The sequence below is a fragment of the Streptococcus sp. S1 genome (genome assembly GCF_034137685.1).
In the GTDB taxonomy this organism is placed as follows: domain Bacteria; phylum Bacillota; class Bacilli; order Lactobacillales; family Streptococcaceae; genus Streptococcus; species Streptococcus dentalis.
In genome coordinates this window covers 1547062-1570917 of the sequence record NZ_CP139418.1, presented here as the reverse complement: position 1 = coordinate 1570917, position 23856 = coordinate 1547062, and the positions used below count along the sequence as shown (strand labels likewise).

Annotated in this window: 27 protein-coding genes; 23 read left to right on the top strand and 4 right to left on the bottom strand. The window is 40.2% G+C overall.

The genetic code is table 11. From position 1 onward, the window contains the following. The first annotated feature begins 190 nt into the window (after positions 1-190). The 15 genes from SM121_RS07705 to msr(D) all read left to right on the top strand — a co-directional run bounded on the left by SM121_RS07705 (position 191) and on the right by msr(D) (position 16237). Positions 191-1354, top strand: a complete 1164-nt coding sequence (locus SM121_RS07705; protein ID WP_320910787.1) for a class I SAM-dependent rRNA methyltransferase — start codon at positions 191-193, stop codon at positions 1352-1354. After that, positions 1351-2028, top strand: a complete 678-nt coding sequence (gene aroD, locus SM121_RS07700; protein ID WP_134974149.1) for a type I 3-dehydroquinate dehydratase — start codon at positions 1351-1353, stop codon at positions 2026-2028. The genes SM121_RS07705 and aroD overlap by 4 nt, the downstream gene beginning before the upstream one ends. Beyond that, positions 2018-2890 (top strand): shikimate dehydrogenase, encoded by an 873-nt coding sequence (gene aroE / locus SM121_RS07695; protein WP_151379002.1) that lies wholly within the window; start codon positions 2018-2020, stop codon positions 2888-2890. The genes aroD and aroE overlap by 11 nt, the downstream gene beginning before the upstream one ends. Before the next feature lie 160 nt (positions 2891-3050). Beyond that, the gene (gene aroB / locus SM121_RS07690) at positions 3051-4124 is read left to right on the top strand and encodes a 3-dehydroquinate synthase (RefSeq protein ID WP_320910786.1); all 1074 of its coding nucleotides are present in this window, start codon (positions 3051-3053) and stop codon (positions 4122-4124) included. Positions 4125-4130: 6 nt separating this feature from the next. Continuing rightward, positions 4131-5297: a chorismate synthase gene (aroC, locus tag SM121_RS07685; RefSeq protein WP_320910785.1), complete on the top strand. Its 1167-nt coding sequence runs from the start codon at positions 4131-4133 to the stop codon at positions 5295-5297. A gap of 16 nt (positions 5298-5313) precedes the next feature. Then, positions 5314-6420: a prephenate dehydrogenase gene (locus tag SM121_RS07680; RefSeq protein WP_320910784.1), complete on the top strand. Its 1107-nt coding sequence runs from the start codon at positions 5314-5316 to the stop codon at positions 6418-6420. 100 nt (positions 6421-6520) lie between these two features. Then, on the top strand, positions 6521-6859 hold the full coding sequence (locus SM121_RS07675; RefSeq protein WP_003011745.1) for a YlbF/YmcA family competence regulator: 339 nt from the start codon (positions 6521-6523) through the stop codon (positions 6857-6859). A gap of 172 nt (positions 6860-7031) precedes the next feature. After that, positions 7032-8315, top strand: coding sequence for a 3-phosphoshikimate 1-carboxyvinyltransferase (aroA, locus tag SM121_RS07670; protein ID WP_320910783.1), 1284 nt, complete (start codon positions 7032-7034; stop codon positions 8313-8315). Further along, on the top strand, positions 8308-8793 hold the full coding sequence (locus SM121_RS07665; protein ID WP_003012119.1) for a shikimate kinase: 486 nt from the start codon (positions 8308-8310) through the stop codon (positions 8791-8793). The genes aroA and SM121_RS07665 overlap by 8 nt, the downstream gene beginning before the upstream one ends. After that, positions 8784-9638 carry a prephenate dehydratase gene (gene pheA, locus SM121_RS07660; RefSeq protein ID WP_003003459.1) on the top strand — a complete coding sequence of 285 codons (855 nt, stop codon included), beginning with the start codon at positions 8784-8786 and terminating at the stop codon, positions 9636-9638. The genes SM121_RS07665 and pheA overlap by 10 nt, the downstream gene beginning before the upstream one ends. Further along, positions 9635-10948, top strand: coding sequence for an LCP family protein (locus SM121_RS07655; protein ID WP_320910782.1), 1314 nt, complete (start codon positions 9635-9637; stop codon positions 10946-10948). The genes pheA and SM121_RS07655 overlap by 4 nt, the downstream gene beginning before the upstream one ends. 62 nt (positions 10949-11010) lie before the next feature. Continuing rightward, positions 11011-12366: a 23S rRNA (uracil(1939)-C(5))-methyltransferase RlmD gene (rlmD, locus tag SM121_RS07650; RefSeq protein ID WP_320911326.1), complete on the top strand. Its 1356-nt coding sequence runs from the start codon at positions 11011-11013 to the stop codon at positions 12364-12366. A gap of 514 nt (positions 12367-12880) precedes the next feature. Further along, positions 12881-13051, top strand: coding sequence for a hypothetical protein (locus tag SM121_RS07645; RefSeq protein ID WP_000873143.1), 171 nt, complete (start codon positions 12881-12883; stop codon positions 13049-13051). 385 nt (positions 13052-13436) lie between these two features. Further along, positions 13437-14654 (top strand): macrolide efflux MFS transporter Mef(A), encoded by a 1218-nt coding sequence (gene mef(A) / locus SM121_RS07640; protein ID WP_000417519.1) that lies wholly within the window; start codon positions 13437-13439, stop codon positions 14652-14654. A gap of 119 nt (positions 14655-14773) precedes the next feature. Then, a complete protein-coding gene (msr(D), locus tag SM121_RS07635) occupies positions 14774-16237 on the top strand; it encodes an ABC-F type ribosomal protection protein Msr(D) (protein WP_000420313.1) in 1464 nt (487 codons plus the stop codon). 117 nt (positions 16238-16354) lie between these two features. Here msr(D) and SM121_RS07630 read toward each other — a convergent pair whose 3' ends face one another. From SM121_RS07630 to SM121_RS07615, 4 genes are read right to left on the bottom strand one after another with little or no spacing between them, the layout of a single operon-like run. Further along, complete coding sequence (locus tag SM121_RS07630; RefSeq protein ID WP_001072467.1) at positions 16355-16654, bottom strand: DUF5960 family protein; 300 nt, start codon at positions 16652-16654, stop codon at positions 16355-16357. After that, complete coding sequence (locus tag SM121_RS07625) at positions 16641-17009, bottom strand: hypothetical protein (protein WP_000567222.1); 369 nt, start codon at positions 17007-17009, stop codon at positions 16641-16643. Before SM121_RS07625 ends, SM121_RS07630 begins: the two co-directional genes overlap by 14 nt. A gap of 12 nt (positions 17010-17021) precedes the next feature. Continuing rightward, complete coding sequence (locus SM121_RS07620) at positions 17022-17357, bottom strand: DinB/UmuC family translesion DNA polymerase (RefSeq protein WP_000806926.1); 336 nt, start codon at positions 17355-17357, stop codon at positions 17022-17024. Next, positions 17354-17599 (bottom strand): hypothetical protein, encoded by a 246-nt coding sequence (locus SM121_RS07615; protein WP_001813542.1) that lies wholly within the window; start codon positions 17597-17599, stop codon positions 17354-17356. The genes SM121_RS07620 and SM121_RS07615 overlap by 4 nt, the downstream gene beginning before the upstream one ends. Before the next feature lie 423 nt (positions 17600-18022). Between SM121_RS07615 and SM121_RS07610 the strand changes: the two genes are divergently transcribed. The 8 genes from SM121_RS07610 to SM121_RS07575 all read left to right on the top strand — a co-directional run bounded on the left by SM121_RS07610 (position 18023) and on the right by SM121_RS07575 (position 23815). Then, positions 18023-18775, top strand: coding sequence for a CPBP family intramembrane glutamic endopeptidase (locus tag SM121_RS07610; protein WP_134974140.1), 753 nt, complete (start codon positions 18023-18025; stop codon positions 18773-18775). An 88-nt stretch (positions 18776-18863) separates the two neighbouring features. Continuing rightward, positions 18864-19355, top strand: a complete 492-nt coding sequence (locus tag SM121_RS07605; RefSeq protein WP_031575028.1) for a nucleotidyltransferase — start codon at positions 18864-18866, stop codon at positions 19353-19355. 277 nt (positions 19356-19632) lie between these two features. Beyond that, entirely contained in the window at positions 19633-20439 is an 807-nt protein-coding gene (locus tag SM121_RS07600; protein WP_320910781.1) for an alpha/beta hydrolase, read from the top strand. A gap of 11 nt (positions 20440-20450) precedes the next feature. Continuing rightward, a complete protein-coding gene (locus SM121_RS07595) occupies positions 20451-21284 on the top strand; it encodes an ADP-ribosylglycohydrolase family protein (protein ID WP_320910780.1) in 834 nt (277 codons plus the stop codon). 46 nt (positions 21285-21330) lie between these two features. Next, the gene (locus SM121_RS07590) at positions 21331-21897 is read left to right on the top strand and encodes a hypothetical protein (RefSeq protein WP_320910779.1); all 567 of its coding nucleotides are present in this window, start codon (positions 21331-21333) and stop codon (positions 21895-21897) included. A gap of 105 nt (positions 21898-22002) precedes the next feature. Continuing rightward, the gene (locus tag SM121_RS07585; protein WP_320910778.1) at positions 22003-22245 is read left to right on the top strand and encodes a phosphohydrolase; all 243 of its coding nucleotides are present in this window, start codon (positions 22003-22005) and stop codon (positions 22243-22245) included. A gap of 257 nt (positions 22246-22502) precedes the next feature. Then, a complete protein-coding gene (locus tag SM121_RS07580; RefSeq protein WP_320910777.1) occupies positions 22503-22889 on the top strand; it encodes a hypothetical protein in 387 nt (128 codons plus the stop codon). A gap of 2 nt (positions 22890-22891) precedes the next feature. Continuing rightward, on the top strand, positions 22892-23815 hold the full coding sequence (locus SM121_RS07575) for a diacylglycerol/lipid kinase family protein (protein WP_320910776.1): 924 nt from the start codon (positions 22892-22894) through the stop codon (positions 23813-23815). Positions 23816-23856: the final 41 nt, after the last annotated feature.

Here is a 23856-nt window from a genome sequence, read left to right as displayed (position 1 = left end):
ATACAAGTATACCACAATTTTATGGAGAAAGAAAAAGATGACTGTAAAGAAGAGGAAAGAAATAGGAAAGATCCGGCATTTTATATCATTTGAAGCTAAATGATGAGAGCTAGGATAAAATGGTAAAAAAAGTTCCAGTAAATAAAGCCTCCCTTTGTGAAAACTGCAGACTTTTGCTATAATAGAGGGTATGAAAAAACTCACAGTCAGTCGCCAAGTCGCAACAAAAATCAAACAAGGACAATCTCTTCTTGAAAAGCAAGATTTTGACTCTCTTCCTGCTTTGGATCAAGCGGTTCAATTGCTTTCAGGAGATGGACAATCCCTCGGAGTCGGATACTTATCTGAACAAAATAAAGGGATTGGATGGTTTGTTTCGCAAGAGTTGGTCGCTTTTGATCAAGACTTTTTTAAAAAGCTTTTCATCAAAGCCAAGCAATACCGTCGTTCTTATTATGCGGATGAAACGACGACAGCCTTTCGTCTTTTCAACCAAGAGGGAGATGGTTTTGGTGGTTTCACGGTTGACTTGTATGGTGAGTTTGTTGTCTTTTCTTGGTACAATCCCTTCGTATTTCAGATCAAGGAAACCATTCTAGCGGCCTTTCAAGAGGCTTTTCCAGAAGTCCGAGGCGGCTATGAAAAGATTCGCTTTAAAGGCTTGGACTATGAATCGGCTCATGTCTATGGAGAAGAAGCTCCGCAAGAATTTTTGATTCTTGAAAATGGAGTCTCTTACCAAGTCTTTCTCAATGATGGTTTGATGACGGGAATCTTTTTGGATCAGCATGAAGTTCGAGGTAGCTTGGTAGAGGGATTAGCAGCTGGTAAGTCCTTGCTCAATATGTTCTCCTATACGGCAGCCTTCTCTGTGGCTTCGGCAATGGGTGGAGCAGTTGAGACAACGTCGGTCGATCTTGCTAAGAGAAGTAGAGAACTATCAGAAGCGCATTTTGTGGCAAATGGCTTGACGCTGGATGCTCATCGTTTTGTCGTGATGGATGTCTTTGACTATTACAAATATGCCAAACGCCATGACCTAAGCTATGATGTGATCGTGCTCGATCCGCCTAGCTTTGCGAGAAATAAAAAACGGACCTTTTCAGTCGCTAAAGATTACCATCGGTTGGTCAGCGAGGCCATTGAGATTTTACATCCAGGTGGGACCTTGATTCTCAGTACCAATGCGGCTAATGTGACCAAAGATAAATTTAAAAAACAGATCGAAAAAGGATTTCAAGGCCGTAAGCATCGCTATTTAGCGGAATACGGCCTTCCGGGAGATTTTCGGTGGAACAAGAAAGAAGAAAGTAGTAATTACTTAAAAGTATTTACAATTAGGGTGGATGTATGAAGTTAGTTGTTTCGATTATGCCTCGCTCCTTAGAAGAGGCGCAACAACTAGATAGTTCGCGTTACGAGGATGCGGATGTTATTGAGTGGCGTGCGGACTTTTTAGAAAAAAGCGAGATCTTAACTGTTGCTCCTGCAGTTTTTGAGAAATTTGCTGGACGCGAGATTTTATTCACCTTGCGGACTCGAGCTGAAGGTGGAGAGATGGAGCTGACCAACGAGGAATATGTTGGGATCCTGAAAGATATTCAATCCATCTATCATCCGGATTATATCGATTTCGAGTATTATAGTCACCGTGAAGTCTTTGAAGAGATGTTGGAATTTTCAAATCTTGTTCTCAGCTACCATAACTTCCAAGAAACTCCGGAAAATATGATGGAGATCTTATCGGAATTGACCAGCTTTTCTCCAAAATTAGTCAAGGTATCCGTTATGGCCCACAATGAACAAGATGTCCTTGATTTGATGAATTATACGCGTGGTTTCAAGACGCTGAATCCTGAGCAAGAGTATGTAACCATTTCCATGGGCAAGGTCGGGAAGATTTCGCGCTTGACAGCTGATTTGACAGGCTCTTCTTGGTCTTATGCTAGAGTCGGAGAGGAAAGTGCTCCAGGTCAAATCCCTCTTGAAAATATGAGAAGAATTCGGGAGTTATTGAATGAGGATTGACGGATATACTCGGATGGCAGCGGTCATTGCCCATCCCATTCGTCATAGTATCTCTCCTTTCATTCATAATCTAGCCTATGAATTAACAGCGACCAATGCTGCTTATCTAGCTTGGGATATTGCTGAAGAAGACTTAGAAAGCACCATCAGCCAAATTCGTAAGTTGGATATGATTGGGGCCAATATCTCCATGCCCTACAAGCAGAAGGTCTTTCCTTATTTAGATGAAGTGGATGAGATGGCCCGAAAGATCGGTTCTGTTAATACCATTGTTCACCGTGACGGCAAGCTTAAAGGCTATAATACGGATGGGATTGGTTTCTTTCGTAGTTTACCTCCTGCTTTCTCTATTAAGGGAAAAACAATGGTTCTCTTAGGTGCAGGTGGTGCAGCTTTAGCGATTATTGCACAGGCGATTCATCTAGGTGTAAAACGTATCCTTGTCTTTGTGAGAGAGGAAAGATTGGTTCATTATCGTTCAATAGTTCAGTTGATTGAAGATGGCTTTGATTTTTTGATAGAATTGTATGCGATTGAGAAAGATGAAGAAGTTCAAAACTCTTTTCATCAAGCTGATCTCATCTTAAATGCCACTGGTGTTGGGATGGATGGTCATTCTCTTCCGATAGCGAGTCACTTGACCTTTCCCCCAAAGGCCTTAATCGTAGAGATGGCCTACTATCCGGCAGTGACCCCCTTTCTGCAATTAGCAGTGAATCAAGGAAACCAGAGGGTAAATGGGCTGGGAATGCTCTTTTATCAAGCTGAAGCAGCCTTTGAATTAATGACTGGGAAAGTATTTCCTACAGAGTCTGTATGGGAAGCATTGACAACAGAATATCGCCAATTTGTATGTGACTAAGAGAGGGGTTTACCTTTTCCTATTGAAAAAGCTTTATGAGATTAGAACAAGACCTGATTTAAAAAAACAGTCTTGCTCTAATCTCTTTTTCATTTTGATTGAGACATGTGCCCTATTTCATGATAAGATAGAATCAAAGAAAAACGTGAAGGAGATTCCTATGAACGTATCGGTACCTATTCCAGGACATTCCTATGATATTGTGATTGAAAGAGGTGGTCTCAACCAGGTTGGAGACTGGTTGCGCACTCTTTGGGGCGATAAAAAAGTCGCCATTATTTCCGATAACCGCGTGGCTAAGCTATATGCCTCTATCATAGAGAAGAGCCTTGAGAAAGCTGGATTTCAAGTGGTGCGCTTTGAGTTTCTTCAAGGGGAAGCCAGTAAGAATCTAACCACTGTTTCAAAAGTCTATGACTTTCTAGCTACCCAGGGCATGACGCGCAGTGATGGAATCGTTGCTCTTGGGGGTGGCGTAGTTGGTGATTTGGCTGGTTTTGCTGCCTCGACCTATATGCGGGGAATTTCCTTTGTTCAGATCCCGACTAGCTTGACGGCACAGGTGGATTCTTCTATCGGGGGAAAGACTGGAGTCAACACAGCACTTGCCAAAAACATGGTAGGAACTTTTGCCCAACCAGATGGTGTGTTTATTGACCCTGAAGTGTTAAGCACATTGGGGCAACGTGAATTGATCGAGGGGATGGGCGAAGTCATCAAGTATGGTCTCATCCAAGATACTGAACTTTGGGAAGAATTGGAAGCTATGAATGGTTCTGTTGAGAGTATTTTAGAGCATGCAGAGAGCATCATTTCTCATTCTTGCCTGGTCAAGCGAGACCATGTTGTAGCAGATGAGCTGGACAATGGCATTCGACTGTATCTCAATTTTGGGCATACCATTGGGCATGCCATTGAAGCGACAGCTGGTTATGGGCAGGTTATGCATGGAGAAGCTGTCAGTATGGGTATGGTGCAGCTGTCCCGAATTGCAGAAGAAAAGGGCTTGATGCCAAAAGGAATCACTCAAAAAATCGAAGAAATGTGCCGGAAATTTGGCCTTCCGGTGACCTGTGAGAACTGGAATAAAGACGCCCTTTATCAAGCCTTGACTCATGACAAAAAAGCGCGTGGGACGAACTTGAAATTAGTAATTGTTCCAGAGTTGGGGCAAGCAGCGATTCATCAAATCCCTCTTCAAGAAATGAAGGACTTTTTAGAAAGAAAGGAATAAGGTTGTATGAGATATTTAACAGCAGGGGAGTCCCATGGCCCTCGACTAACAGCCATCATCGAAGGGGTTCCTGCAGGCCTTCCTTTATCTGAAGAGGATATTAATAAAGAGCTCAAACGTCGACAAGGTGGCTATGGTCGTGGTGCTCGGATGAAAATTGAGAGTGATCGTGTCGAGATCACATCAGGGGTCCGTCATGGCTTGACCATGGGAGGTCCGATTACTCTGAATGTGACCAATCTGGATCACCAAAAATGGCTGGAGATCATGAATGTAGCACCGATCGAAGACAAAAAGAAAAATCTGCGTAAGATTACCAAGCCACGTCCTGGTCATGCCGATCTAGTCGGAGGGATGAAATACCGTTTTGACGATCTTCGTAATTCGCTCGAACGTTCTTCTGCCCGTGAGACGACCATGCGTGTAGCCGTTGGTGCAGTTGCTAAACGGATTTTAGAAGAAATCGGCGTTGAAGTGGTCAGCCACATTGTTAATTTTGGGGGAATCAAGATTGCAATTCCCGAGAATCTAACCGTTTCAGAAATCAAGGAAAAAGCAGCGAAGTCGGAAGTTTCGATCGTTGTGCCAGAACAAGAAGAAGCCGTTAAGGCTTACATTGACCAAGTGAAAAAAGATGGTGATACCATCGGGGGAATTGTGGAAACCTTGGTTGGTGGTGTGCCTGTTGGACTAGGATCCTATGTGCAATGGGACAAGAAATTGGATGCCAAAATCGCTCAAGGGGTGGTCTCTATCAATGCCTTTAAGGGTGTTGAGTTTGGCCTTGGTTTTGACGCAGGTCGCCTAAAAGGCAGTCAAGTCATGGATGAAATCATCTGGTCTGAAGAAGCTGGCTATACCCGTCGCACCAATAATCTTGGTGGTTTTGAAGGGGGGATGACCAACGGAGAGCCCATTCTGATTCGTGGCGTCATGAAGCCTATTCCGACCCTCTACAAACCTTTGATGAGTGTGGATATTGAGACCCATGAGCCCTATAAGGCAACGGTTGAGCGCAGCGACCCAACGGCTCTACCAGCTGCAGGAGTGGTAATGGAAGCAGTGGTCGCAACGGTCCTTGCTACAGAAGTGCTTGAAAAATTCTCATCCGATAACTTGGAAGAATTGAAAGAAGCTGTTGCTAAGCACCGGGAATTTACGAAGAATTTTTAAGAGAAAGAGTTTTCCTTTGGAGAAGAAAGTTGTTTATATTGCAGGGTTGGGCTTGATTGGTGCTTCACTTGCGCTAGGCATTAAGAGGGCCCACCCACATGTGACTATTCTTGGGTACAATCGAAGTGAAGCCTCTCGAACCATCGCCCTTGAAAGAGGAATGGTGGATCAAGTGACGGATGATTTCGAAGCCTTTGCCCCTTTAGCGGATATTATTATTTTGTCGCTTCCGATTAAGCAAACCAAGTCTTACTTAGAAACCTTAGCTGGCCTGAATTTGAAAGACCAGGTACTGGTGACAGATGCAAGCTCTACCAAGGCAGAAATTGTCGCACAAGCTGAAAAGGTATTTACAGACAAGGCTGTTCGCTTTGTGGGAGGACACCCCATGGCTGGTAGTCATAAGACAGGTGCTGCAGCAGCAGATGCAACCTTATTTGAAAACGCCTATTATATTTTTACTCCTTCAGGCTTGACCACAGAAGGTGCCATGGAAGAGTTGAAAGAGCTTCTGAGTGGATTGGGATCTCGATTTATTGAAATCGACGCCGAGGAACACGATCGGGTGACTTCCCAGATCAGCCATTTTCCTCATATTTTAGCTTCGACTCTGGTCGAGCAGGCCGTAGCTTATGGGGAAGAGCATGAAATGACCCGCCGTTTTGCGGCTGGTGGCTTTCGAGATATGACACGGATTGCGGAAAGTGAGCCAAGTATGTGGACTTCTATTCTCTTGTCCAACCCTCAAGCGATATTAGAGCGGATTGCAGATTTCAAAGACCGTTTGGATCAGGTGGCTGAGACCATTCAAGCAGATAACGAAAAGGCCATTTGGTCCTTTTTCCATGAGGGGCGCAAGCACCGAAAAGAAATGCAGATCCATCAGCGTGCTGGACGCGATAGTGCCTATGATCTCTTTATCGATGTCCCCGATAAGGAAGGTGTGATCCTCGAAATATTACAACTCCTACAAGGGATTTCCTTGGTCAATATTCACATCAATGAAGAGAATCGGGAGGACATCCATGGGATTTTACAGTTGACCTTTAAAAATGCAGAAGATCAGGAGCGGGCCCAAGCATTGATCAGCCAGGCGACGTCTTATACCGTCCTTGCTCGCTAGGTCTAAAGAAGGATTTGCATCAAAAGGCCTGCTTCATTTTAGGAATATTGAAGGAAAAGCAGTATAATAGAAGTATCTTATCAGTAAAGGAGCCTAGAAAATGGCAAATATTTATGATGTAGCAAACGAACTCTCTCGGACACTGCGAGACCTTCCTGAATACAAGGCTGTCGTAGAAAGCAAAGAAGCGATTGAAGCAAATCCAGAAGCGAAAACCTTGTTTGACGAATACGTCGCTTTCCAAAATCAATTGCAAGGCTTGATGCAATCCGGTCAACTTCCAACAGAAGCTGTGCAACAAGAAATGAAGGACTATATGGAAAAAATCCAAGCAAGTCCGATTGTGAATGAATTTTTCACCAAACAACAACAATTGTCTATTTATCTTGCAGATCTTGAAAAGATCATCTTTGAGCCGATTCAAGATTTATACAAATAAGATTTTCTACCAGAGTTGTGTCTTCACCTCTGGTATTTTCGTTCGCTTGAAGATGGATAAATGCTCAAAATATGCTAGGAAACATTCGCTTTTTATTCCAAAATTTTGATCAAAAATTGAATTCATGTCCCAATTATGATAGAATATGAGGAAAAGCACTCTGGAGAAGGCAATGAAATTAAGAACCAATAGCAAGGGTCTAAAGGGCACCATTCGTGTCCCTGGTGACAAATCCATCAGTCACCGATCCATTATTTTTGGAAGTCTCGCAAAAGGCGAAACCAAGGTCTATGATATCTTGCGAGGCGAAGATGTGCTTTCTACCATCCAGGTGTTTCGAGATTTAGGAGTCTCCATCCAAGATGACGGGGATGTGATTCGGATTCAAGGAGTAGGCTTTCAAGGTCTTCAAGCTCCGACCGCTCCCCTTGATATGGGCAATTCAGGAACTTCTATTCGTTTGATTTCAGGTGTCTTAGCAGGTCAGGATTTTGCTGTGACCATGGTTGGAGACGACAGCCTTTCCAAACGGCCCATGGATCGTGTGGCGATCCCACTGCGTCAGATGGGGGTAGAGATTGCTGGTCAGGGAGATCGCGATTGCCCACCTTTACATGAAAAAGGGACCCATCAGCTCAAACCGATTCATTACCGTTTGCCAGTGGCATCGGCTCAAGTCAAGTCTGCTCTCATTTTTGCGGCTTTACAGGCTGAGGGTGAATCAACGATTATCGAGAAGGAAAAGACGCGTGACCATACGGAAGATATGATTCGCCAATTTGGCGGAGAGATCCTGGTGGATGGAAAAATCATCCGCATCAAAGGTGGACAAGAGTTCCAAGGTCAAGAAGTCATCGTTCCTGGAGATATTTCCAGTGCAGCCTTTTGGTTAGTGGCAGGCCTCATCCTACCAGAGAGTGCGATTAAGATTGAAAGTGTTGGCATCAACCAAACGCGGACAGGGATTCTCGATGTGATTCAAGAAATGGGGGGAGATCTCGCCATTGAGGATCGCGATGAAAAAGCGGTCTCTGCAAGTCTCACGGTTAAGACTTCGTCCTTAAAAGGGATTCGGATTGATGGGGAGTTGATTCCACGCTTGATTGATGAATTGCCGATTATTGCTTTACTAGCGACACAGGCAAATGGTCAGACAGTGATTGCGGATGCTGAGGAGCTTCGTGTGAAAGAAACGGACCGCATCCAGGTCGTAGCAGATAGCCTCAATGCTATGGGAGCCAATGTCGTGCCAACGAAAGACGGCATGATTATCACTGGACCGACTCCCCTACATGGAGCAGACTTAGAGACCTTTGGAGATCACCGGATTGGGATGATGGCTGCCATTGCTGCCTTATTGGTGAGAGATGGAAATGTGATGCTGGATCGAGCAGAGGCCATCAACACCAGTTACCCTAGTTTTTTTGAAGATTTGGAGACATTTCTGCATGGCTAAAATTTTACTTGGTTTTATGGGAGCTGGGAAAACGACCGTTGGTCGCATTCTTGATCCAAAGTTCTATGATATGGATGAATTAATTGTTGAAGAGATCGGTATGTCGATTAATGACTATTTTGAAGTTGAAGGAGAAGACGCCTTTCGTCATCGTGAAGCTGAGATGTTAGAGCGCTTATTGGAAAATGAAGCGGCCATCATTTCTCCTGGAGGCGGGATTGTGGTCAATCCTCATAACCGTGCACTTTTAGAAAATAATCCGCACAACATTTATCTGCGAGTAGATTTTGAAACCTTGTACAGACGGATTCAAAATGACAAAGCCATCCAACGTCCCCTCTTTTTAAACAACACCAAAGAAGAATTCAAGAAGATTTTTGATGGACGTTTACCTTTGTATGAGGATATTGCAACTCATATTGTGGATGTCGAGGACAAAACACCTGAAGAAATTGCGGAGATTATTCGATGCTTGTAGGCTATCTTGGTCCCAAAGGGTCTTTTACCCATGATGTAGCCACTCATAGCTTTCCAACTTCTGAACGCATTGCCTATCGGACGATTACAGATGTCATCAAGGCTTATGAGAATCAAGAGATCGATTTTGCAGTCGTCCCAGTTGAAAACTCGATTGAAGGCAGTGTCCATGAAACGCTTGATTACCTCTTTCACCAGGGAACGATTCAGGCTGTTGCAGAAGTGGTCTATCCCATTAAGCAACAGCTTTTGGTGGCTAAAAAAGATCGGCTCATTCGAACGGTTTATTCGCATCCACAGGCCTTAGCCCAAGGGAAGGCTTTTTTAAGAGCTCATTATCCGGATGTGGCTATGGAAATGACGGCTTCGACAGCCTATGCAGCTCGCTATGTAGCTGAGCATCCGGACTTGGAAATTGCAGCGATTGCCCCTCTGGCGGCAGCTAGTGAGTATAGCTTGGAAGTCCAGGCCAGAGACATCCAAGAAATTGAGGACAATTATACACGTTTTTGGATTTTAGGGGCTAAAGAGCCAGCGATGTCGGAAACTTTAAGTCCGGCTCTTCAAAAAATAAGCTTAGCCTTAACCTTACCAAATAACTTGTCAGGAGCCCTCTATAAGGGCTTATCTACCTTTGCTTGGCGGGGGATTAATTTAACCAAGATTGAAAGTCGCCCCCTAAAAACGGCTTTAGGAGAATACTTTTTCATTATTGACCTCCTAAACGAAGCGCCTGATCTCATACAGTTTGCCTATCAGGAATTAGACAGTTTGGGCATACAGACAAAAGTCTTGGGTCGATATCAGGTCTATACCTTAAAAGATAACGGAATGGAGAAAAGATGAGTAACGAATCCAACTTTCTATCTCACCACGAGCGAAAGCGATTAGAGTACTTAAACTCAAATTTTCATTATTTGAATGAACGAGAACAACTAGAATACAATTACCTGCTCAAGAAGAGCCAAGGAGCTTTTGAGGATGCAGAAGCCCTTCAACCTGAGGTAGACGCCACAGAAGAAGTGCAAGGTGAGATTGCTGAACCAATTGGTGATCTCCCTGTTTACCAATCACGTAGCAAAAAGTCTAAGAAGAAAGCAGTTGCTGCGATGAGCGATATACCTAAGAAACCACTGAAAAAGATTAGTGTTAAACGGATCTTCAAATGGCTTGCACTCTTTTTATTGCTCATTATTGGTGGCATGGTCTTCATGTTTGTAAAAGGCCTGAACAGTAAGCCGACAGGGCCAGATGCCAAACCGGCTGTCGTTGAGAAATTTAACGGCAAGAAGTCGCGAGATGGGATCAATATCCTGATTTTGGGGACAGATGGTCGGATCGGTGAGAAGTCAGATGAGACCCGGACAGACTCCATCATGGTGGTCAATGTCAATAACAAAGAAGGCAAGATCAAGATGGTCAGCTTCATGCGGGATACATTGGTCCATATCGATGGTGTCAGCCAGCAAAATATTCCTGAATATGATGGCTACTACGACCAGAAGCTCAATACTGCCTTCACCATCGGGGAGCAAAATAACAACCAAGGGGCTGAATTGGTGCGTCAGATGCTCAAAGACAACTTTGACATTGACATCCAATATTACGCCATGGTCGATTTCAAGACTTTTGCGACAGCGATCGATACCCTCTTCCCAAATGGGGTCGAGATGAATGCGCAGTTTTCAACGGTTGATGGCGAAAAAGTCAGTGAAGTAGAAGTGCCAGATGATTTGAACATGAAAGACGGTGTCGTTCCGCAGCAAACCATCAAGGTTGGAAAACAACGGATGGATGGCCGGACCCTTCTCAATTATTCGCGTTTCCGTAAGGACGATGAAGGGGACTTTGGTCGGACCCGTCGCCAGCAAGAGGTCATGTCTGCCATTATGCACCAGATCAAGGATCCAACCAAACTCTTTACGGGATCAGAAGCCCTCGGGAAAGTCTTTGCTATGACGTCCACCAATGTTCCTTTCTCCTTCCTATTGACCAATGGACTTGGCCTAGTCGGTAGTGCTGGAAAAGGAATTGAACGAGTGACCATCCCAGAAAATGGGGATTGGGTCGATGCCTACGATATGTACGGTGGCCAAGGCCTGCTAGTCGATTTTGATGCTTATAAAAAGAAATTGTACCAAATGGGACTGAGATGATATAATAAGGGGATAGGAGTTTTGGACTCCATCCCTTTTAATTTGTAGAAAGATAGAAAATGATGTTAAAGAAAAATGAAATTGTAACGGTTGAGATTGTCGATTTGACCCACGAAGGAGCAGGAGTGGCTAAGGTCGATGGCCTGGTCTTTTTTGTGGAGAATGCCCTGCCAGGAGAAGTCATTCGCATGCGCGTGCTCAAGGTCAATAAGAAGATCGGCTACGGAAAAGTAGAGGAGTACTTGGAAAAATCCCCTCACCGCAATGAAGAACTAGACCTGGCTTACTTGCGAAGCGGTATTGCCGACTTGGGCCACCTAGCTTATCCGGAGCAGCTGAAATTCAAGGCCAAACAGGTCAAGGATAGCCTCTACAAGATGGCAGGAATTTCCGATATCGAAGTGCCCCTGACCTTGGGGATGGACCATCCCGTCAAGTATCGCAACAAGGCCCAGGTCCCTGTCCGTCGCGTCAATGGTCAGGTAGAGACAGGCTTCTTTCGGAAAAACTCTCATGATCTAATGCCGATTGAAGATTTCTATATCCAAAATCCAGTCATTGACCAAGTGGTCTTGGCGCTTCGGGACTTGATTCGTCGATTTGACCTCAAGCCTTATGATGAAAAAGAACAATCTGGCTTGATTCGCAATCTCGTCGTCCGCCGAGGTCACCATTCAGGAGAAATCATGGTCATTTTGGTCACTACTCGTCCCAAGGTTTTCCGTGTCGACCAGTTGATCGAGCAGTTGATCAAGCAATTTCCAGCCATCAAATCCGTTATGCAAAATATCAATGACCAGAATACCAATGCCATTTTTGGAAAAGAATGGCGGACGCTTTATGGTCAAGACTATATTACCGATCAAATGTTGGGCAATAGCTTCCAAATATCTGGTCCAGCCTTTTACCAAGTCAATACCGAAATGGCAGAGAAGCTTTATCAGACAGCTATTGACTTTGCGGAGTTGAGAGCAGAGGATATCGTGATTGACGCTTACTCCGGAATTGGGACCATTGGCTTGTCAGTTGCCAAGCATGTCAAAGAAGTCTATGGAGTTGAGGTCATCCCTGAAGCAGTGGAGAATAGCCAGAAGAATGCTAGATTAAACGGCATCAGCAATGCCCACTATGTCTGTGACACAGCTGAAAATGCAATGAAGAATTGGCTCAAGGAAGGCATCCAACCAACTGCTATCCTAGTTGACCCACCACGCAAGGGCTTGACCGAAAGCTTTATCAGAGCAAGTGCCCAAACAGGGGCTGACCGCATCGCCTATATCTCCTGTAACGTCGCCACCATGGCGCGTGATATCAAACTCTATCAAGAGTTAGGTTATGAATTGAAGAAAGTCCAGCCGGTTGATCTGTTCCCACAAACGCACCATGTTGAGGCGGTAAGTTTGCTAGTCAAGGAGTAAAACGACGAAGATTAGCATTTACTTCCGCCCATGCGATAGCTGTCCGTGATTGACAAGTGCTAGCACGCAGACAGAACGGAGATAGCGAACCGCTGAGTGTGTCGCTCTGCTCGTAAAAGCTTAGAAACCTTTGAACGAAAGGGATAATGAAAGCCTTGATTGCAAGGCTTTTTGCTTTATGGTGGGTAAGTATCAGAGTGAGAAAATTTTTGGAATGAGTAGAAGTGATAGCTAGAAATTATCAGTTTCTATTTCCATTTACCCTGTGGGTACGTGTTTGTTTCCATTGACAAGGAGTTTGTGGGAATAGAAATGTACCCACCTTGTTTGAATCAAGTGAAGTGTAGTTGAAGGAAATCTGTTGAAAGCAATACTTCATTTTACCGAATAAGTAATAATTTAGGCAACTTCAAATCGATTAAAAAAAACTATTTTAAAGGTTAAGAGTAGACAAAAATTGTCCACTCTTTTTTGCAAACTCAATTTATCAATAAATGAAATGAGGGAATGTAAAATGAAATATTTTGAGGTTGAGTTAGAAAATCCTGATGAATTTTTAAAACTACAAACAGAAGATTTTGTGAAAGCTAATCGCTTGCTACTAAGGAAGATAATCCAGAGCGTTACAGTCTATGAAGAAAACTTCGTCATATCCTTTAAATCTGGCATCGAATTGGAAGTATGAGTCTCATTCCATAACTTTTATATTGAACATATCATCTTGTTGTGTTATACTATAAATTGATATAAACAAAGATGTAGGAGGAACCGAAACTATGACAGCCTCAATGCGTTTAAGATAAGCTGGCAATAAAAAAAGCAGAATCTATACCCGATGATAGGCTTTTTTGTTGTGCTTATTTATACGATATTGAGCATTCATTAGTTACGGTGAGGATATTGGTTATTTAACTATACCTTTATTTAACTATGTCTTTAATATGAATGTTTCCAAATTGTATGTATGCAGACCAAAAGCCACATTGTGGGGTTTGGCCTGCATTTTTTATTGCCTAGAATGCTATTCAAAATAGAAATTCAAGCAAAATAATATGCAGGAGATAATATAAATGGAAAAATACAACAATTGGAAACGAAAATTTTATGCAATATGGGCAGGGCAAGCAGTATCATTAATCACTAGTGCCATCCTGCAAATGGCGATTATTTTTTACCTTACAGAAAAAACAGGATCTGCGATGGTCTTGTCTATGGCTTCATTAGTAGGTTTTTTACCCTATGCGATTTTGGGACCTGCCATTGGTGTGCTAGTGGATCGTCATGATAGGAAGAAGATAATGATTGGTGCCGATTTAATTATCGCAGCAGCTGGTGCAGTGCTTGCTATTGTTGCATTCTGTATGGAGCTACCTGTCTGGATGATTATGATAGTATTGTTTATCCGTAGCATTGGAACAGCTTTTCATACCCCAGCACTCAATGCGGTTACACCACTTTTAGTACCAGAAGAACAGCTAACGAAATGCGCAGGCTATAGTCAGTCTTTGCAGTCTATAAGCTATATTGTTAGTCCGGCAGTTGCAGCACTCTTATACTCCGTTTGGGATTTAAATGCTATTATTGCCATCGACGTATTGGGTGCTGTGATTGCATCTATTACGGTAGCAATTGTACGTATACCTAAGCTGGGTAATCAAGTGCAAAGTTTAGAACCAAATTTCATAAGGGAGATGAAAGAAGGAGTTGTGGTTCTGAGACAAAACAAAGGATTGTTTGCCTTATTACTCTTAGGAACACTATATACTTTTGTTTATATGCCAATCAATGCACTATTTCCTTTAATAAGCATGGAACACTTTAATGGAACGCCTGTGCATATTTCTATTACGGAAATTTCCTTTGCATTTGGGATGCTAGCAGGAGGCTTATTATTAGGAAGATTAGGGGGCTTCGAAAAGCATGTATTACTAATAACAAGTTCATTTTTTATAATGGGGACCAGTTTAGCCGTTTCGGGAATACTTCCTCCAAATGGATTTGTAATATTCGTAGTTTGCTGTGCAATAATGGGGCTTTCGGTGCCATTTTATAGCGGTGTGCAAACAGCTCTTTTTCAGGAGAAAATTAAGCCTGAATATTTAGGACGTGTATTTTCTTTGATCGGAAGTATCATGTCACTTGCTATGCCAATTGGGTTAATTCTTTCTGGATTCTTTGCTGATAAAATCGGTGTAAATCATTGGTTTTTACTATCAGGTATTTTAATTATTGGCATTGCTATAGTTTGCCAAATGATAACTGAGGTTAGAAAATTAGATTTAAAATAAACAATATTGGAGGAATATTTATGTATCTTATTTTCATGTAACTCTTCCTGCTAAAATCGCAGGGTTTTCCCTGCATACAAGCAAATGAAAGCATGCGATTATAGACAGGAGGAAATGTTATGGAATTAATATTAAAAGCAAAAGACATTCGTGTGGAATTCAAAGGACGCGATGTTTTAGATATAAATGAATTAGAAGTATATGATTATGACCGTATTGGTTTAGTAGGAGCAAATGGTGCTGGAAAAAGCACTTTACTCAGGGTACTTTTAGGAGAATTAACTCCCCCAGGATGTAAAATGAATCGTCTGGGTGAACTTGCCTATATTCCCCAGTTGGACGAAGTAACTCTGCAGGAGGAAAAAGATTTTGCACTTGTAGGCAAGCTAGGTGTTGAGCAATTAAATATACAGACTATGAGCGGTGGTGAAGAAACAAGGCTTAAAATAGCACAGGCCTTATCGGCACAGGTTCATGGTATTTTAGCGGATGAACCTACGAGCCATTTAGACCGTGAAGGAATTGATTTTCTAATAGGACAGCTAAAATATTTTACAGGTGCACTGTTAGTTATTAGCCATGACCGCTATTTTCTTGATGAAATAGTAGATAAAATATGGGAACTGAAAGATGGCAAAATCACTGAGTATTGGGGAAACTATTCTGATTATCTTCGTCAGAAAGAGGAAGAACGTAAGAGCCAAGCTGCAGAATACGAACAATTTATTGCGGAACGTGCCCGATTGGAAAGGGCTGCGGAGGAAAAGCGAAAACAGGCTCGTAAAATAGAACAGAAGGCAAAAGGTTCTTCAAAGAAAAAAAGTACTGAAGACGGAGGGCGTTTAGCTCATCAAAAATCAATAGGAAGTAAGGAAAAAAAGATGTATAATGCTGCTAAAACCCTAGAGCACAGGATTGCGGCCTTAGGAAAAGTAGAAGCTCCGGAAGGCATTCGCAGAATTCGTTTCAGGCAAAGTAAAGCATTGGAGCTCCATAATCCATACCCTATAGTCGGTGCAGAAATTAATAAAGTATTTGGGGATAAGGCTCTGTTTGAAAATGCATCTTTTCAAATTCCGTTAGGAGCAAAAGTGGCGTTAACTGGTGGTAATGGAATCGGAAAAACAACTTTAATCCAAATGATCTTAAACCATGAAGAAGGAATTTCTATTTCGCCTAAGGCAAAAATAGGTTACTTTGCACAGAATGGTTACAAGTACAACAGTAATCAGAATGTTATGGAGTTTATGCAGAAGGATTGTGACTACAATATATCAGAAATTCGTTCAGTGCTAGCATCTATGGGGTTCAAACAGAACGATATTGGAAAAAGTTTATCTGTTTTAAGCGGTGGAGAAATTATAAAATTGTTGCTTGCTAAAATGCTCATGGGTAGATATAACATCCTAATAATGGATGAACCCAGTAACTTCCTTGACATACCAAGTTTAGAGGCTTTGGAAATACTAATGAAGGAGTACACCGGAACTATCGTGTTTATCACCCACGATAAACGATTACTCGAAAATGTAGCAGATGTAGTTTATGAAATTAGAGATAAGAAAATAAATCTGAAACATTAAATTTAAGGTAGTCGCTGGTCAGTATAGTCTGTTCTGGTTGGCGACTCCATTGTTAAAGAGTATAAAGACTTTAGATTTTATGAATATTAAAAATAGGAACAGTCAATTGAACTGCTCCTATTTTTCTGCTAAATATATTGTAGTTTTCTTATATGTATAATGATAGATTAGCGGATTCTCATCTACGGTACTTACTTCAAATATGAAGAAGTGATCGCGGTTATCTCTGGACTTTTCCTTATTGAGGACAAAGTAATTCTTACGTGAAGTCGCCATTGTTTTTAGGATATCATCAGTTAGGAAGGTCAATGGAATATTCATGTTAGAGTAGCGGTAGAAGTCACGTTCAAAATCTTGGTAGCTCTCGCTATAATAGTCCATTTGTAGGTGATTACGCTGAAACTCAAGCTGATTCATAGAGCACCTCCTCGACAAGTTCAATACTAATAATGTCTTTTAATTTCAAATTGATGTGACCTGTTGTAGTTTTTATCAAAATGAAATCTTTGGTCAGACTTGGTATTGTTCCAGTGTAGGAAACACGCTTGTTTTTTTCAATCACTTGAATGCGTGTGCGTAGCTGCCCGGCGTATACTTGACTGAGGAGTAATAATTTCTTCTCTAGTGATAAGTCAGACATGTACGTTACTTTGTTTGTATCATCAGAGAGTGCTGATGCATGTTCAGATAGGAAAAAGCCCATCCATTTTTGCATCTTTGTATCCTGGTACTCTCTTGCTGATTGAAATGGTAAATATGAACGGTCAATCATATCAAATCCTTTCTATGCAGAGGCAAGGGTATTTTTATCAAATTGAATCGTAAAACCTTGAATTCCCCCACCTGTGTAACATTCTTTAAAGCGATTGATTACCTCAGTATAGATTATCACAGATGAGCTTGTTGGCTTAATGCTAAATGTAAATTCCAATGGTAATCGGTTTTCAGATTTAGCATGTACTAGTCGTATCGATATTTCAGTTGTTTTGAGTTTTCTCTGACGAAGTTTTGAAGTTGCTGTTTCAACGATTCCATGTAAAAATCTTTCAAGCATTTCAATATCATTACATCCTTTGCTACGGATTTCTGAAAATTGTACTGTATTTTTTTCTTGTTTCATTTTAATCCCTCCAATCCACCCGCGGAATGACCACCGATAAGTTTACTGCGTTCAATATTTCTGGAACCTTCAGTTAGGACGGTTCCTTTTTGTATGGCTAAAAAACCAAACTGTTCTCTGACAACATCAATAGCTGTCTGAAGTCTATTATCTTTTTCAATTTGTTCTACATCATCAAAGAGTGATAGTAGAGTATAGCTTTCATCTACGAAGCCACTATAAGATACACCAATTTGTCTCACTGCACCAGAGGTGTATTTTTTCGGAATAATACAAGTACATGACTCACCATTGTTTTGGGGAGATTTGCGGGTTCAATTTTATTCTGAGCATTTATAGATTTTTTCATCTCAGTCCTAGAATAGCCAATATGAATAGAAACGACAGTAGTCAATACTAGGGCTACTGTTCCGTTCCACAGTATCATTTAAAAATCATTTTCACACCCTTTCGTCTATTAGTATAGAAGAAAGCTCTCAGCACATGTTGAGTGTGCATCTTTGCTCGTAAAAGCATAGAAAGCTTGGTATGAATCAATAATGAAAGGCTTTGATTGTAAGGCTTTTTATGTTTTTTGTGATAGAATATAGGTAGTTATAATCGAGAGCAACTAAGAAGCAGTAAAAAAATATTATACGTAGAATAATCAAGATTAGGAAGAAAAAATGACAGAAATTGATAAAAGGAATTTAAAAAATTATCTTTGTTTTACATTTGGAATTACTTATATAGCTTGGGGCCTTCTTGCCGTATTTACTCAATCTCATATTTTGGGATTAGAAACAATTATAGGAAGAACATTACATATAGTAGGTGCACTTGGTCCAGCTATTGCAAGTGGCTTTTATTTGAAAAGGAATAATATAAAATTTCAACATTTTGTATTTAGTAAGAAAGAAAATAGTAGTATTTATTTCATTATTCATTTGTTAGCAATTTTGATACTATTTTCAGTATCTTCCTTAGAATTAAATGGAGTATCAATTTATCTGATGCCATTATTCTTTATACAACTAATTTTTTTTGGTGGTGGACATGAAGAATTAGGATGGAGAGGAATATTACAACCATTACTTGATAAAAAATATACTTATTGGCAATCTAATTTGATTGTAGGATCAATTTGGGGAATATGGCATCTGCCTTTATGGTTTATAGTTGGAGAAAGTCATCAAGGGTTTCCTTTTATCTTATTTTTTATATATACATTATTTTTAAGTTTTGTTTTTGGGCTTCTTTACCGTCAAACGAAATCTGTGGGGTACTGTATATTATTTCATGCGTTCGCAAATTTGTTAAATCTCTATTTTGTTTTAAAAATTAATGTTACTTTTATTATCATTTTTATTGGTTATTTAATCTATACTATATTGGCTAGTAATAGAATTAGTAAGGAAAAGAGTTTGTATCCAAAATAACTGGATATACTCTAGAAAATGAAGATGATTTTGTTCAAGGGAATAAAGTAGAAATAACGAACATTTAGATGAAAGGTTTAGAGTAAACATGAGTCTCTTATTTGAAGAATTTAAAACCATTTGTTTCCATTTAAATCGAGTCGGAATTACACCGACACTGATGGGTTCTTTGGGATTGGAGTTTAGAACGAAAGAAAATTGGGGGCCGTCTGACATTGACATTCATGTGCCTGGTGACCCTAGAGGTTGGGAAGCACCTGATCATCTCAGAATTTATGACTGGGACAAGATAATGAAAGTGATGAAAGACTTAGGCTACGTCTTAATAGATATTCATGAGCATGAATTCCAAAAGGATAGAGTGAGTGTTGAATTTGGAAGTATCGATTCCTTACTTGATTTTGCAGGAGTTTCGGAATCGGATATAGAGCTTATTCACATTGAAGGCATCACTTTTCGTCTTCCAAGTCTGGAGCAGTATCTAAGTATTTACAAAGCCTCTTCTCAAGACTCCTATCGAAATGAACAAAATAACAATAAGGATTTTAAAAAGATCGAGTGGCTGGAAAAACATTTGTAAATTATCATATGAAAAGTAGTAAGTTGTAAGACTGGCTGCTATGTTATCTTTATTATCATTTTTATTGGTTGTATAATTTATACTATATTGGCTAGTAATAGAATTAGTCAGAAAAAATATTTTAAATTTTAGAACAGGACATCCATTATTAAAGGTAACAATCGGTCTATCTAGATAATCAATGTTAGAGATTTTCTGTTTAAAGAGGTATCACTGCTTGTTCAAACAGATTAAACAAAGATGTAGTTAGGAAAGTCTTACAGTAAGGAGTTTAAATATGAAATTCCATGAATTTGGTGATAAGAATTTGCCTTCTATCTTGCTGATACATGGCGGTGGCAGTTCTTGGTGGAATTATCTTCGTCAAGCACGGATCTTATCAAAAAAATACCGTGTTATTTTACCTACTTTGAATGGCCACGGCGAAGAATATCCACTCGATTATGTTTCTACTGAAGATTCCGCTTTGGAGATCCTAGACTATGTCAAAGCAAACTGTGGTGGGAAGCTGTTTGCGATCGGTGGTGTTTCTCTTGGTGGTCAAATTGCCATGGAGCTTTTGTCATTAGACAGCGAGATAGCTGAGAAGGTTATCATAGATGGAAGCCTCTGTATTCCTCAACCAAGGTTAGCTAAAATCAGCATCTTTCTAGTAGCTCTATTTGGTAAACTGATGTTCAGTAAATTCTCTTGCAAACTTCAATTAAGCATGATGGACAAACTCTATCCTAAACTGGCTTATCCAGAGGAGATAAAAGCTTATTATTTGGAGGATTTGCCAAGGACGCCTATCAAAACATTGGTGACCATTTACAAAACCTATATGGGGCGTTACAAGTTGAAGGACACAATTTCTGCTAGCAAGGCCCAGGTTCTGTATATTTATGGTGAAAAAGAATTAAACTGTGTGAAAGCATCAGCGAAATTATTTCAACAACTGCATCAAAATACGATCTTGTATGAAGCTAAGGGCTATAACCACGGCTATTTATCAGCTTATCTACCTCAAGAGTGGATTGATTTGGTAGAGCCGTTTTTAAAGAGCGATTCATTGGAAATGTGTAATGAATCTGATATATCATAAGGAGGAATCTGATGCTAGGAGCAATAGTTGGAGACATTGTTGGTTCTGTTTACGAATGGGACAACATTAAAACGAAAGACTTTCCATTATTTCGTGAGGATTGTTTTTTCACTGATGATACGGTTATGACCTGTGCTGTTGCAGAAGCCATTATGAATGGCGGTCAGAAGGATGACTTTATTGATGCCATGAAGAAGTATGGTAGGATGTATCCTGATGCTGGTTATGGTACTAGGTTTGACGCATGGATTCATAGCAATGACCGCACCCCTTATAATAGCTTTGGCAATGGCTCTGCCATGCGTGTTTCTCCCTGTGCTTGGGTCATGGATTGTGGCTTTTGTGCACGAACAGGTTGCTGGCCATCTAGCAGAGCTCTTGCCCATCTTTCTGCAGAGGCGACTCATAATCATCCTGAAGGGATTAAGGGAGCTATGGCGACGTCTGATGCTATCTTTATGTGTCGTTATTACTTTGGAGGTGATGGTTGCGATAACCCTGCGGAGATTAAAAGACTCATCAAGGAACACATAGAGCAAGAGTATGGATATAATCTTTCTCAATCACTAGATGAAATTCGTCCTACTTATCGTTTTAATGAAACTTGCCAGAATACAGTACCTCAAGCTATCATTGCCTTTCTTGAAAGTACAGACTTCGAAGATGCTATCAGAAATGCTATTTCTCTCGGTGGAGATAGTGATACTCTCGCTGCCATCACAGGAAGCATAGCAGAAGCGGCTTACGGAATTCCTGATTGGATTAAGGAAAAGTCCTATAGCTATCTAGATGAGCCTTTGAAAGACGTGCTAAGAAGGTGGGAAGAGACGATTGTAATAAAATAATAGATAAACGTCATGTGGACCGATACTGAATGACGAAGGGTTATCGATGGTTATATTGGAATTGTATCAAGGTGATTATCAAAAAGATTTAGTCGTATTTGAGACTTTAGAAGAGGGAAGAGCCTTTGTAGCGCAAATCCCTGGATATACTCAAGAAAACGAAGATTTGTTTGAAATGGAGTATTTTAATCCTTCAAACTTGCCGGATTATATGGAAATTATGTTCAATGGATATATTGTTCCTTTATCTAGATTTTCGTTTGAACCTGAAGAAAATGTGAACATAATTTGGAAAGAGGTTTCGAATCTGTCCGAACTAAACGATAAAGTGATCGAAGGCGCTACAAAAATAGATGCCTATGTCGTTAACAACGATGAAGTGAAAGCCTATGTCGAAGCAAGAGAAGCAAAATTCCGTAAGGCAAAAGACTTCTTAGAGCGCAGTGGATATCAAGCCGACAGAAGCTTTTTCGGAAGTGAAGATGGTGAAGCGATTGTCTATAGAAAAATAGGCAACGAAGAATGGCACTTCTTATGTCACTTAAACCCAATGTTTGTAGAGATTGAAGATGTAGAGGAATATATTAAAGAAGTGATGAATGCTATTCAATAGCCAACCAAAGTTCGTTTTGAGTTGCTATCACGTCTTGTATGAACTGATTGACCATCAAATAGTAAACCTTTAACATTGCTAGCTTCTTAAGGAGAAATATCTATCATGAAAATGGAAGTTGGGAAAACCTATCTTGTAAAAAAAGATGTTTTTGGTTTAAAAAAAGATGATCTTTGGACCTTAGTTGACAAGGGTTATCAGGCTTATTTTGGTGAACATAATTTCGTATTTGTCAATGATGATAAAGTGAAGGTATTTGCAGTTTTGCAAGATGGTTCAGAAGAAGATATGCAAATCTACCATCATCTGGATGATTATTTTGAAGAAGTCGCTCATGAGAATTTCTAGAGGATGTGAGTTGTAAATTGCAAATGCCTACTTTTAATTAAGCTTAGACCTAATTAATCAATTTTAAGTTAAGAGTTTATATTTGTAATAGAGTCTTCATAGAGACTTTTTCGTTATAAAAAAACTAGACTGAAACCAGGATGAAAACCTCTGGTTCAGTCTTTTTTTCTGTTTATGTAGTATAATATAAGATGTAGGTATTTTATTTTTTAAAAGTATTTTCCAAGAACGATAATTTATCTAGAAAGAGAAAAAATATGAAGCAATCACTTGAATTTTTAAGAGAAAGAATCACCGATAAGATGCCCTTAGAGGAAATGATAGCCATCTTTGAAGACTTGTGTCGTGAGCCTATTGAGGATGAGATGATTTTATTTGAAACAGGGACGTTTACAACTATATCTGATAAGCCAATGTTTCAACTATCCTTAGTAAGGCAAGCCCCAAATGAAGATGAAGAGTTTTATCAAGTTCACCTTGATATTTTCTATGAAGCATGTCAAGAGAATGAAATATTTCATGAATCGATCTGGGATGAAGATTTAGAGGAAAATATCTTTGATTACATTAGAGCTTCAGAGGTGTTTGCCTATGCTAAAGAGCAGGAATACCAAGCGGTCAAGATTTATATGGACCAAACTTGAGAATGAAAGTTAAACTAAGGAAGTCTAATGACAGGAGAATTATAAATGAAAAAATTATGGTAATCATCAATCCAACATCTGGTGGCGAAAAAGCTTTGAATTATAAGGTGAAACTGGAGAATAAAGCTAGAGACTATTTTGAAGATGTGGAAATTAAAATTACAGAGCAAGCCCAAGACGCCACAAACTTTGCAGAAGAAGCTTCTCGTGAGCGATATGATGATGTTCTTGTTTTTGGTGGAGATGGGACTGTCAATGAAGTAATCTCTGGCATCGCGGAAAAAGACTACATTCCGAAACTCGCAATTATCCCTGGAGGAACTGGAAATCTTATCACCAAACTATTAGAAATCAATCAAGATATTGATGGAGCCATTGACGAGCTTGATTTTAGTTCTACCAACAAGATTGATATCGGAAAATCTAATGGAAACTATTTTGGCTATATTTTTAGTATTGGATCACTACCAGAAGCGATTCACAATGTTGGGATAGAAGATAAAACGAAGTTTGGCATGCTTGCCTATGCGATTAATACTATGAAGTCTGTTGTAACAGATCAAGCATTTAACATTACTGTTGAGACAGAAAATGGAAATTATATTGGCCCAGCCAGCCATGTTTTGGTTCTTCTTACCAATTATTTCGCTGACAAAAAAATCTTTGATGAAGATAAGGATGGTTATGCTAATATTTTGATTTTAAAAGATGCCTCAATCCTTACTAAATTGTCAGTTATCCCTGATTTATTAAAAGGGGATGTCGTCGTAAATGATAATATCGAGTATATAAAAGCTCGCCATATAAAAATTTCTTCTGATTCTGAATTAGAAACGGATGTTGATGGTGACAAATCTGATGACCTACCAGTAGAAATCAAGGTGCTAGGTCAGCATATCGAAGTCTATTCTCAACCGAAAGAATAGGAATTTTTAACAATTTAACAAAAGGAAACATACACGTGAGT